The organism is Acinetobacter sp. YH12086 (genome assembly GCF_013419345.1).
GTDB lineage: Bacteria > Pseudomonadota > Gammaproteobacteria > Pseudomonadales > Moraxellaceae > Acinetobacter > Acinetobacter amyesii.
Genome location: NZ_VPAF01000011.1, coordinates 92,601 through 105,836 on the forward strand (window position 1 = coordinate 92,601; position 13,236 = coordinate 105,836).

Annotated in this window: 7 protein-coding genes and 1 pseudogene; 5 read left to right on the plus strand and 3 right to left on the minus strand. The window is 34.3% G+C overall.

The features are described 5' to 3' along the window. Window positions 1-37: 37 nt before the first annotated feature. The gene (locus FTU29_RS12545) at window positions 38-556 is read left to right on the plus strand and encodes a hypothetical protein (RefSeq protein ID WP_180122172.1); all 519 of its coding nucleotides are present in this window, start codon (window positions 38-40) and stop codon (window positions 554-556) included. A gap of 428 nt (window positions 557-984) precedes the next feature. Here the strand turns inward: FTU29_RS12545 and FTU29_RS12550 are convergent, their stop codons facing one another. The 3 genes from FTU29_RS12550 to FTU29_RS12560 are packed head-to-tail and all read right to left on the minus strand — an operon-like array spanning window position 985 to window position 7,155. After that, window positions 985-4,173, minus strand: coding sequence for a tyrosine-type recombinase/integrase (locus FTU29_RS12550; RefSeq protein WP_180122174.1), 3,189 nt, complete (start codon window positions 4,171-4,173; stop codon window positions 985-987). Beyond that, window positions 4,157-6,484 carry a hypothetical protein gene (locus FTU29_RS12555; RefSeq protein ID WP_180122176.1) on the minus strand — a complete coding sequence of 776 codons (2,328 nt, stop codon included), beginning with the start codon at window positions 6,482-6,484 and terminating at the stop codon, window positions 4,157-4,159. Before FTU29_RS12555 ends, FTU29_RS12550 begins: the two co-directional genes overlap by 17 nt. Next, window positions 6,484-7,155, minus strand: a complete 672-nt coding sequence (locus FTU29_RS12560) for a hypothetical protein (RefSeq protein WP_180122178.1) — start codon at window positions 7,153-7,155, stop codon at window positions 6,484-6,486. Before FTU29_RS12560 ends, FTU29_RS12555 begins: the two co-directional genes overlap by 1 nt. Before the next feature lie 195 nt (window positions 7,156-7,350). On the opposite strand from FTU29_RS12560, the pseudogene FTU29_RS12565 reads away from it, so the two are divergent. The 4 genes and pseudogenes from FTU29_RS12565 to FTU29_RS12580 all read left to right on the plus strand — a co-directional run. Beyond that, window positions 7,351-7,615: pseudogene (locus FTU29_RS12565) on the plus strand (hypothetical protein). A gap of 592 nt (window positions 7,616-8,207) precedes the next feature. After that, a complete protein-coding gene (locus FTU29_RS12570; protein ID WP_180122186.1) occupies window positions 8,208-8,981 on the plus strand; it encodes a hypothetical protein in 774 nt (257 codons plus the stop codon). A gap of 34 nt (window positions 8,982-9,015) precedes the next feature. Further along, window positions 9,016-9,399 carry a hypothetical protein gene (locus tag FTU29_RS12575; RefSeq protein ID WP_180122180.1) on the plus strand — a complete coding sequence of 128 codons (384 nt, stop codon included), beginning with the start codon at window positions 9,016-9,018 and terminating at the stop codon, window positions 9,397-9,399. Window positions 9,400-9,447: 48 nt separating this feature from the next. Next, on the plus strand, window positions 9,448-13,236 hold a 3,789-nt coding region (locus tag FTU29_RS12580; RefSeq protein WP_306423178.1), incomplete at its 3' end, for a calcium-binding protein.

Sequence of the window (13,236 nt, forward strand, 5' to 3'; positions counted from 1 at the left end):
AATAAAAACGGTTTCAGTGAAGCAGCCTTGGTCTTCTATGCAGAGTTTACTTGGCTATTTTATATTTTTTCTGATTACGCTATTTGCTTTCAAGGCATATGCTGGAATGAAGGCAGATATCTTATTTTACTTTGTGGGCTTTTTATATTTAGTGATTTCTTTTTTAATTTATTACCCGATTCGAAGGATATATATCAGCAATATATTGCCCAAAAGACTGCATAAGCAAAAATTGAGCTATTTGAAGGCAGATGGTTTTAATGAAAGTCATTCAGCGACAGGCGTAGTGATTGATACTGTGCAGCGGAAAATTGCTTTTACAGCCCAAACCATAACAGACATTATAATTTTTGATTTGAGCGACATCCGCAGCTGGAATATGGAAACACAGACAAATACAATTCAGCGTTCTGACGGTAGAGAGATCTCACGAGATCACTATTCTATCGTTGTGAATACGAATAATGCTGAGCAGCCTATGTTCAAGTTTTTTGCGGCAAACTCTCATGATGCCCAATCATGGATTGCAAGATTTAACGCAATTATAAATGGATAAAGAGAAGAAGCGATTGAGCAGATCTTTGGGTTCTGTCCCATCATTTCCAAGCGAAAGTTATTTCCATGACTTTCGCTTTTTTTCAGTATTGTAATGATTAATAACTACAATTTAAGAAATTGAATATGAAGTACGATGCATATTCTCTATTAATTGACCACTTATTCTCTTATAGAGTTGACTAGACATCACATTGAAGCTACTTAACGTAAAGCTCATTTATCCGATCATATGCCCCATAATCCAAGATTTTTATTACAGCTTTACTTAATTTAAAACATCTTCGACAAATTGGACTGTCACTAAGTGCGTTAGTATCTTTGCATTTGAAACAAAATTTAATTCGATCTTCATTTTTATTCAGACTGAAAGGTAATGCTCCCCCTCAAATAGTTAAGTTATGTGCTCGATTATGACTTTTCTAATCCTTAGACTTTAAGTTCAATAGATCGTGGTCTGCCGATACAGGCTAGATGTAGACAGAACTTAAAGGCTGCAAGTGCTTTACGCTCTTTAGTTGAATAAAGTTGAAGACGGACATAATCTTCTTGAGTCGTTGGATGCTCTGTTGTGTTCAATTTAGCCAGTTTCAATAATAAAGGCTGCTTCTTGGTATCTAACAATTTTACCAAATCTTGTCCAAGTAAATGCCAAAATTGACGGGGAAACAGGTCTTTTATCTTGGAATAAAATGATTCCAACTGATCGATTTTATTCCAACGATAATGAATACCTGTATGAGAAACTGTAACACGACTTAAAAATGTCTCAAGCACCGCTTTGATTTGGTCTGGATTCTTTTCAAATTCATTTTGAATATTTTCAAAGAAATAATTTCTTGCAGTACGCTCTTCAACAGTATCGATCATGGCTGGTTTCAGAGGATTCTTTAGATGATTTGTGTTATTGATATCAAATAATCTAGGGTTCTTTTTTTGAGACTTGAGTTGGCCTAATTGTTTGGCATTTTCATACCAATAATTCACCAGTTCTACAGGTAAACACATTTCCTCTGAGACTAGATCTGGATCATGATGAATTTCGAGTAAATTTAGGCACTTAAAAAACCATGCAAATGAAACTTTAGATTCTTTTGTTCCTACGAAATATTTAAAAAAATCATGAGGCTGTGAGTCAGATGAAACCTCATCTAGAATGTCTTCTACGTTACTTTTTAACCAGTCAGTTTGATCGTTGAGTAACTGTTGACTTAAATGCATAGCATGCTTTTCAAAATTGAATGGAAAAGAATCTTTTACTGTGTTTAAAAATTTAAAAGAGGGTAGATAGCCCATCATCTTCTTTGCTAATTGAGTATCGATGTCTGGATGATATTGCAGTATTTTATGTCCAGCGATCAGGTAGCTCAGATGAATATAGCTTTTAAAGGTTTCCGTAGGGTCAATATGACCCAGTAAATGGGCAATCATAAACCAATGATTTTGGCCATGCGTATTTCGAAGTAACTCTGTCCGAATGGACTGATATTCTTCTTGGGTATAATCCGTCAGATTTTTGACCAGTGGAGCGTAAGCACAATTGAGAATAACGGATAAGTGATTCGCTGCTGTGTGTCGAAATGAGTGGAAAGAATAATCATGAGTTTTAAAAAGCTCGTTCATAATCATTCTAAAAGGTGTTGTCACCGTATGTTTGTTCAGCTTGATATTTTGATTCCAATTGCGGAATAAGTATAAATTTTTCTCATTGAGTAGACGCTGCTCGACCACATAGCTATGAAATAGCTGATATTCATCAGCTTTTAATAAGCAATACACAGGAACTTTGCGTTCAGCACTATCTGTTTTAAGTTGATGTAAGTTCCCTTGCTTTTTTGAGCCGTAGGGCTGAATCCATACCGATAGACAGCTTAAGCCCTCGATATCCCGCACACGTAAGCCTAGAATTTCATTAATACGCATACCGGTTCGGTAAGCTAAGATATAGATGATTTTTAATGTCTTATAAATATTTTCTTGATTATCAGAACCTGTAAATAATGTATCTAATTTGTTCATGAAAGCCTGATATGTTAAAGGGCCAATAATACGGGCTCTAGGTCTGTTTTGTATGGCAATTGATTCTAATTCGAGAGGCTCAGCTTCAAAAACCGTTTGTTGAAAGCTATGGAAGCGCTTCAACATCCTGCTAGTTTGACCTTTGGATTTTTTAAACTCAGGTTGGCCTGCTTCATCTGCGAGTCGAGTGTTCGTAATGATTTGTTGGTAGATCTTCGCTAGAGTCGTATTTAGATCTTCTTCGCTATTTAGATATTGTAAAGAATGAGTAAGCCAGGGCTCAGCAATACGGGAGTAATAAGTGTAAATTGAACTATCTGCTAAAGGATTATTCTGCTGAAACGCTTTTTTAAATTGGTTTTCACAAAAATTAAAATGTTCAGCTAGAAGCTTAATTTGATCCTGTGTGGGTTTATAAAGGCTGATGAGCCATAAGGCGATACGTTTACTGTACTCATTAAATTTATTAGCATTTTCAATACAATATTTAATAATTAGTAGCTCAATACTTTGATTGGCTTGTGGGGTACGAATCAATTGTAAAAGATCTTTGTGAATCTTTATAACATCATCCAAGGCTTGTTGAATCTCATCATTAGAGTAGGTCTGACTCACAACAGATGGTAAGTTCTCTACATTTAAATCAGTAGGATTGTCCTGCTGATATTTAAATTTTGGATGAAGGAATTTTTCAAACTCTGTTTCTGATAAGCCACAGGTTGCAGTATTTTCAATGAGGCATTGTGATAATGCAGGATCAATGTCAACCTTCGGGAGTTGCATCCAATTAAAGTTGGCATAATCACGGATTAATTTATAAATTTGGGGATTAAATGATAGCTTAATTTTATTAAAAATAAGCTCAAGATAGTATTCAATCTTCCGATTTACTCTGCGAATATTTCTGCCATTGAAATGAATTAACCATAATCGTGTAATTTGATCAGGAATAAAATTACGTGATTTACGAATGGTTTTTTCATCAATAAATAGATCGCCATAAGAGGGTGAGAGCGGTTCTAAAAATATAATGTTTAGATCTTCGATATTTCTGATTTTTGCTGGATTTTTTAAATGTTCAAGCAAAGCCTCTAAAGAAGCTTTTTGATTTAATCCTGAATAAAGCATGGCAGAAATAATAATATTCCCAATGATTTCATCATCAGAAAATGCTTGGCTATCTTTCACTAGAATCCAATAGTCCCAAAGCTTATCAATAATTTTATCAATCTGATGACCCTTTTCAATCCAGTTCATGGTGAAAACTGGTTGATCGCGCTGCATTTCAAATGTCAGGCTAGGTAGAGGTAAAGCTTGATGACGATTTAGATTGATTTTCTTTATATATGCCCGGAAAAATTCATGTGCGTATTTTTTCCAGGCCAAGCTTGGAGCTTTGCGTTTAATAAACTCATAAATTGCTGGATAGAAAGATTCAAGATCCTCTTTTTGTTCTAGTTCTTGTTCTTGGAAATATTGAATTAACTCCTGTTCTACATCCGACCGATGCAATTCTTCTTTATTAAGACGAATTTGTTTTCTACGCTTTTCTGCATATAGTGGTTGAACTGGCTTAGTTCGTTTATTGGATGAGGACATCGAGTTCAATACCGGTAATATTAAAATAATCTTTCATTTGTTCAAGAACATGAGCAATGCTTGAATATTGTGAAATAGATAAGCTGGAATAAGGATGCGCAGCTTCTTGCTGCATCGGTTCATGACCGAATAACGCTAAAATTTCAATTTCGCTAATTTTATGGCTGAGAAATGCACGGGCACTATGTCGGTGCCAGTTTTCATGTTCCAAACCTAACTCAGGATGAAAGTTTTTTATAATGGAAGGCCTCAAAGGTTGCCATTGATCGTCTTGAATAATATTTAACAGAGGGAGCTTACTCTCTAAAATTTGTTGAATATGTTGTGAAATTTCTGGCTGACTAGAACTAATTTGAGTTTTAAAATAATGTAGAAAATCTATGAATTTCTGTAGCTCTTGTACAACAAAGTGACTCAGTGGAATTAAGCGTCCATAGCCTTGACGCCCACCCACCTCTTTATCAGAAACCATGCATATTTGTCGTTTTAAGTTAAAACTGTTTAAAAAACCTGGAAATTCAGCGACTGGTCGTGCAGCAGTAAAAAGCAATAAAAAATGCCACATCCAGATATTGTAATGATTAAAAATTGCTATCCAATCATCTTCTTTTTGTGAAAATATTCTAAATTTGAGTATGGTAAAGATATCTTTAATCACGCTTGGGGTAGGTGCTTTACGGCTACCAAAGTTTTTTTCTCTAGCATATTCGATGTTCTGGTAGTCATTAGATAATGACTCACATAGCTCTTTTAAAATCGAGACATACTCAGTCTGTAAAGTCTGAATACTCTGATGGCAATAAGAAATAGAAGAAGACTTATTGGCATCAATACCTGTGAGAAGATCGGCAAGCTGTTTATTACCTGTGCGCTGCAAAATAGTCTGATGTAAAAGAGAGCTTATTTTTATCAATGATAATTTGGGAATATAAAGTTCGGTTCTCAACTGTTTTAAATATTGCTGAAGATCCTTTTCTGTAATAATGTTTCCATCTCGTAGCGAAGCAATAAATGAATTTGGAATCGGGATATCCAGATAGACTGTTTGATTAAGTAAGCTATCTGGATAAGCAAAATTCTTATTTTCAAAAATTGAAAATTTACTCTTCAAAAGATATTGCCCATTGCTTTGCTTGATCTGTTGCCGAGAATTCAAGTTTTTAGCACGTTTACTTTGTAGACGTAGCCACTCTTGGATTTTATTTCCGGTTAGAAATGACATCATCAGGATCAAGGATGCCTTCTTTTTTTTAATTTCTTTATCCTTCTCTTTAGAGTCTTCTTTAATTTCAACAATATAATTTTTATATAGTTCAGTAATTAGGGCTCTTATACTTGTGGTATTAGGAAAGAGGTTGCTGTATGGCAGCAAATGTTCTTTTCGTTGAATATGTTTGGCAACCAGAGGCAGCACATAGCTCTGGTTGGATTCTGAATATGCAGCAAGAGGGGTAACTATAGTTGGGTCTACAAATATTTGACGTGTATCTTGGTCATCTAGTCGTTTTTCTATATTGAGAGCTTTAGACTTTTGCCCTTTTTTAATTTCTGAACTTTCTACAATCAGTTGATCTTCGTCTAAAAAATCATGTTGTAGTTGAGTCTCGATGCTCGCTTTGGCAATTTTTGCCTTATTTTCCAAAACGTAACTAAAAGTAATACGAATAACTTTTAGTAGGTTTTGTATAAAATCATTAGATGGCTCTTTATCACTATTTTTATTAATGACATCATTCAGATACTGAACAAATTCTGCTAAAGATAGTTTAGGGTTTTGAAGATGCTTTTCCCAAAGAAGCATATACTCAGGGGTGTTTTCATATGTTTTATGAGTGTTCAAAACCCGATTGGCTGTACGAAAGCGTTGAAATAAGCGTTTGACAGTATTGAAATGTTCTGTATGGTTTTCTTTAAACAGTTCAGGTTTAATGTCTGGAAGTGCAATTAAATATATCGCTGCCTTTAATACTAGAATATTCCAGATTAAAGCATTTTCTTCAGACTCTGCTAATTGTGCGATTGAGTTTATATACCAAATAACTGGTGTTGTGCTAACAGTATGTTCTCGAGAGGAGATCAAGGGTATTGGTCTAGCAACAACAGAATTGGTTTCTATATCAAAATCTAATAGATCGAGATTCAGTCCTTCCAGACATTGATCAGTTGGGTGTGAAGTCAGTAAATCAGCAACATATTGAATATGTTCCGTACGTTGGAGTTGCTCATCACCAAAGAGCTTTTCCAGTGTCTGCTTTAATGATACCCGCGGAATATCAGCAATATTTTGATGATTTAGGTTGGATTCTGACATTATGCCTTCCATAGCTGATCTGGCGTGAGAACGAAGTCCACGTTATTTACAAGCTGTTTAACAATTGCACTGGTTTGTTCCAGTTGATCAAGCACACTTTGTCTTTTTCGATTTATAACTTTATTGCGATAATTCAGCTGATTTCGTGTGTATGAGAGTAGTTTTGCTAGCAGATCTAAGCTCATAGTACGGTGAGGTTTGAAAGAGTTTTCTTTGTTTAAAGCCAAGATAACTTCATATGAAATATGTGCATTGATCAGCGATTGCATTTTTGCAGGATTCATTCGATCCAGTTCATGGTGATAAGAGGCCAGAAATCTCATGAATTCCAAACTTGCCTCTTTTTTTAATAGATCAATTTTGTCCTCATCTTGAGGAAAAAAATGAATGAGTAAGTTGATATTCTTAGGTGTGTTCTTAGACCAATATAAGTGCCACTGACAGGCATTTACGATGGTATAGCTAGATCTATTAGGGTCTTTCCAGACACGGATTTCAGGGTAAGAAGTCAATATTGATAGATCAGCTTTTAAGGATTTGAAAGCCTCTTGATAGCAAAGATAAATTCCAGAAAAATCAGGATGTATACTGATTTGGATTTTATTGAAATTTTTGCACAACAATTTTTTAGGTGCGCCAAATTCTTCATCGAAATCAAAAGCTTTTCCCATAGTTCTTTACAATTATTAAAAAATAATCAAGTGAAGATTCTTATAATTTTTTGAAATATTAAACAAGATTGATCTACCCCATATTTTGTGTTTATTTACAATTAATATACAATATATTGTGATTTTTTATATTTTTAAGAACTGGGTCACAACTTATAGCAATGCTATTTATTTTAAAACTTAGAGGTTCTTAATATGGAAATTAAACAACTGAAACAGGTAGAAGTCGTTACAGATGTTGTATGTGATGTATGCAACCAATCAACGAAACTGCAGTTTGGAAATTTATCCGCACATTGGGGGTATGGCTCCAAGCATGATGGGGAAAGATATGAGTTACAGTTATGTGAGAAATGTTTCTTTTATGCCTTGGCGATATTAAAAAAAAGAGCGAGCAGATAAGTATATGTTTGATAAAAATTTTGACCCTTCAAATCTGGATGGGTTTGGGCTAAAATGAACCTATCATTATGAGAGATTCTTAGAAGCACAGAACATACTGATCTCAATTTAATCTAGCAGTTACCATTTTTAATGATGGGTAGGGTATTCAGAAAATTTTACGTTGCTTTGATCTCGTGTGTACATGAGAGAGGATTATTTTATTTTTCTGAGAAATAGATCTATGTTTTTGTGTTTTTACAGTTGCCAATATACACATTCATGGCTACATCTACCTAAGCAGATGTTAATGAAGTAAAAATTAAAATTCATAGTGTTTTGGGTGAAAATATTGCCCGTGGGGATAATTACAAACGTTGATATGCGGACTGAAGAAAAGACAATACTAAATTATTGATTGAGGCCATTTAATAAAGCAAAAAAAGGCATTACAAGAAAGATGATTTGACTAAAACAGGTATAAAAATAAATGTAGATTACATAACCTAACACTCTGCATTTTTTACTAAACGAATAATAAAATATGACAACCAGCTCACATTTTTAAATAAAATAATGTTTTTAATCAAAGGTATATGTTGAATTTATTATTTAAAAAATAAAATTAAATCGATTACAATTAAACAATTTTAATATTTGTGAATAATAAAATGCACATGAATTTTACAATAACGGATGATCAAAAGCATACAGAGACGGGACCTATACAGGTGGGATGGTTCTTAGTTGATGACAAAGCTTCAATTCTTTTTGAACCACCATATCGCATGCGTTCGCAGTCTCAACAAAAGCATGCAAAATCTGCCGGCCGTTGTCCAGCAGTACTTCAGCTTGAAAGTCGCTATTTTATAATCAATTGCCCTTTTGATTTTCATTTACGTTTTGAACGAGACAAAGCAGGAAAGCCAGCGCTTATAAATGTATTGGGAGATACTTCACCTATACGTAGTAATAAGTTGCGTGAGTTGTTAACGCTCGTGAATGAAAATGAATGGCGTACGCCTAATGTCCCTATCCTTCAATTAAAACTTCCTTACTGTTTTATTGCTGATGAAGTGGTGTATATCACGCAGCTAGATGCTTTTGGGCATTACAGAAAACATCCTTTACCTGGAACGATTTTTGGTGGTCGTTTTCCGATTCATATTTGGCCACGTCCTTTGATGTGGGCTTTTGAATGGCATGATACTTCGAAAGACTTGATTTTAAAACGTGGAGAGCCTTTGTTTTATTGTCAGTTTGATGGTTTTGATCCATCACGAACAGTGAAGTTAGTTCAAGCTGAAAAGACACCGGATCTTTTACAGTATATGGAACAGATTTCTGGTGTGGTGAATTATGTGAATCAGACTTTTTCTTTATTTAGTGAATTGGAAAAGGCAAGACCTCAAAAATTGTTAATTTTAAATAAAGAAAATAATTAATTTATTCTAAGTTGGAATTATATAGTGGTGTTTTATGAAATCTAATGAAGAGCATTCTAATTTTTATATTATTTCTTGTTTGATTTTAATTCTTGTTGTACTTGTTGTTTTTTATGCTAAGGATTATTTTCTTATTGAAAAAGCAAGAAAATATAAAATAGAAAATAAAGTAAAGGTAGGATGTTTATTTCTGGAGAAAAGATATCAAACTAAACACGGTATTGATAAGTTTCAGATAAATATTGATGGTGATCAATATTTGCTGAGTGATGTTGTTGTTAAGGATTTTCCATTTTCAAAAAAATATTATAATTTTAAAAAAGAAATTAGTAATAATAAATCTTGTTATAGGATTTCTTATGTAAAAGTTCATATTTTATTTTTTAAACGGAGTTTTATTTATGATTTAGAATATTAGTTAAGTTAATTATATTTTAATATTTATACAATAATGGGGTGGTTAAAAATGAGTAAAATTGGAAGTTTTGTTGATAATAATCTAGAGATAGATAAAAGAGCTGAGCTAGGTGATTTAGGTGCAACAGTGAGTGCATTAAACAATATTTGGTCTTCAATAAACAATAATCAATCCGGTAATAATCTAGAAACTACAACTTCAATTCTGTTGGCTATTCAAGATGGTGTTGATTTAATAGCGAAAAGCAAGATATTACAAAATGTAAATGGAATAGGGCAAATAGGTCAATTAGCTGGAAGATTTTTTAGAAATTCTGAAACTTTATTAGATCAATTAGATGTAAATAGTAACCCAACAGGTTTGATTCAGAAATCATTAGTTATTGATCTAGTTTCAGACTTCAATGCTATTTTTGGAATTGCAGCTAGTCTTCTTAAAGTGAGTCCTGTAGGCGTAGTTTTAAATGTAATCTCAATGGTACTTACATCTCTCAGCAATCAAATTAATACCGTGGGATCCAATGAAACTATTCATAGAGATGATATCTTAAATTATATTGGTCGAAGTGTATTAGATGCTGCTTCCAAATGGACAGATATTGTAGCGCCAATAAGTGCAACTGTATTAAGTTATCTTCCGGATGATATGAATCCATGGTCAGGAGTTACTATTGATCTAACTGGTTCGAATATTGATGATACTATAATCGGTGATGATGGTAGGAAATATAATATATGGGGACATATAGGTAATGATACTTTAAAAGGTGGAAAATTTAATGATTACATTGATGGAGGATCAGATAATGACTTTTTGTATGGTGGAACTGGAAAAGATGTATTAGTTGGGGGGCATGGAGAGGATGAGCTATATGGTGGTGAAGGTGATGATGTACTTATCGTAAGTAAATTTGAATTCGGTAAATCAACAGAAGTAAATGCCAATAACCTTGATAATAATAGCAATAAGGCATATGGAGGTAAGGGAAGTGACATAATATTTGGAGGTAATGGCGCTGATGATCTCTACGCAGGGGATGAAGAGAATGACCAAAATGATGCGGGGACACAAAATACAATATATGGTTTAGGAGGAAATGATCATATATATGGTGGGGCCGGTATTGACACGCTTTATGGGGGAGCAGGTGAAGACCGAATATATGGTGGAGATGGCGACGACCAAATTTATTTGGCGCATGATAGTACAACAAGTAAGCTAGCTCTTGACACAGGGAATAACTTTGCCGAAGGCGGTGCGGGAAATGATGTCATACACGGCAGTGATGGTGATGATATTATTTTTACAGCAGAAGATGGCAATGCTGAAATAGATGCAAATACTGAAAACTCTGCTTGGGGTTATAATGGGCGAGATATTTTAAAAGGTGGTGATGGGGTTGATTATTTATATGGAGGGGATGGGACGGATTACCTTCATGGAGAGAAAGGCGATGATAAGTTATATGGAGGTAAGGACAATGATAGATTGTATGGTGGAGAGGGAAATGATGATTTATATGCTGGAAGAACAAAATACGATCCCTTAGATTCTGGTAATAATTTTTTGTATGGCGGAGATGGGGACGATACAATTTATGGTGGTGCTGGTTATGATGTTCTTGTCGGTGGCGAAGGATTCGATATATATCGCGCTTTTGGCGAAACTTTAATTGATGATAGAGATGGGGATGGGAAAGGTAAAATTTATTACCATGATAAGGAGTTAACAGGTACACGTATTACTCATGAATCTGATGATTTGTCTCCCCCTCCTATTTCAAGTTTAAATTTTAGTGAAAAAGGTTATACGCTCAATGATTTAAACTTTGTAGAATTAGTGGAAATTCCGAATACAAGAAAAGAAAAATCAGTCAGCTACATTCTTACAGGAAAAATTGATTTTACATATAAAGAATTGACCACTGAAGGATTGAGCACGCGAGATTTTAAAGATACTGATTTAGGTGTCAGGTTCATTGTTACTGTAACTAAAGATGGTGAGCCAGAGCCACCGATCAATATTCCACCTAATAATCCACCAACGCGTTCAGATCCATTAATTTTAGATTTAAACCATGATGGAATAATTAATACTAAAAATTTAAATCAAGGTGTAAATTTTGATTTAGATGGTAATGGATTTGCTGAAAAAACATCATGGGTTGCTTCTCAAGATGGTTTCGTTGTATTGGATTTAAATGAAAATGGTGAGATAGATAATGGAGGTGAGCTATTCGGAACCGATACTTTATTGGCAAATGGTGAAAAGGCCGTTGATGGGTTTGAAGCATTAGCACAGTACGATAATAATAAAGATAAAATTATTGATGAAAATGATGATATTTATCAAAGTCTAAAAATTTGGAAAGATGCAAATGGAGATGGTATATCTCAACAAAATGAATTGTTTGGCTTCTCAGATTTAGGTATTAAATCTATTTCTCTTAAGCAGCAGCTTATTAATGTCACAGATGAAAATAATGTGATTCATACTAATCAAGCTTCATTTACTCAAGAAGTGATACAAGATGGGGTTAGTATCACAAAAACTGGACTTGCTGAAACTTTATTATTCCAAATTAGCACGTCAAATACGATTTGGTTGGGAGACGAAGTGGATATTGATATTGATATCCTAGAACTACCTAACTTGGTCGGGTATGGTTCGGTCGCATCTTTGCATACGGTGATGACGAATGACTCAACTGGTAAATTAAAAGAATTAGTAGAAAAATTTGCGACAACTCCTTCTGAAGATCAACTTGAATTAACCCATCAAATTTTATTGTATTGGACGAATAATCAAGATATTTCTGCATCTGAATCAACTTATTCTTCAAATGGGATGAGTAAACAACAGTTTGAAATTTTAAAAACTATTTGGGGTAAAGAGTCCGAATGGAGCGGGTGGCCTCCTCATGATAGTGCGGCGCGAGAGCTAGAAGGTTTTTATAAAAAAGTTTTAGAAAATACGTATAGCCAGTTATTAATTCAAACAACTAAAAAATCTTTAATAGATCTAGTTATCTTTGAAGAAGAACGTATTTATGAAACTGCGGAAGTTCTAAATGGTTTATCTAAATCTCCAATTCAATATAGAACCTTCGATAGTAAACCTCCGGCAGTTTCTCCATCTGAGGTAGGAGGGAATAAGCCTTGGGAGCATATTGATACCATTTGGCATGCAGACTTCAACTTGGCTATAAATAGCCTTATAGATTTATTCTTGAAAAATCAAGGACTAGGTCAAGCAGATATAGAACAATTCATGCTTATCGTACGTGGTTTAGATCCAAATCATGATATTTTATATAATGAATTTTTTACACAGTTAAAAGAAGTAGCTAAAGAGATTAGTGACCCGCAATTACAAGATGCATTATTTAAATCTATTTATTCGCTTGATGATAACCTTTCTGGAACAGAAGGAGATGATGTTATTCGGTCTTGGGCGGGTAATGATACTGTTAAAGCAGGTCTAGGTGATGATATTGTTTATGGAGGTGCAGATCATGACACTTTATATGGTGAACAAGGCCACGATGTAATTTATGGAGATGGGGGGAAAGATAAAATTTATGGTGGTGATGGGAGTGATACGTTAATAGGCGGTACTGGTGATGATACCTTAGACGGTGGAGTTGGTAATGATATTTACCGTTTCAGTTTAGGAGATGGTAATGACATCATCAGCAGCTATGACAGCGTGGCAAATAAATTGGATCAGATTGTCTTTGCTGATGGGATTGCGCCAGCAGAAGTGAGCTTAAAGCGTTCAGGCAATGATTTAATTATTAAATACTCTGCAGAAGACCAAGTCACAGTACAAAGCTTC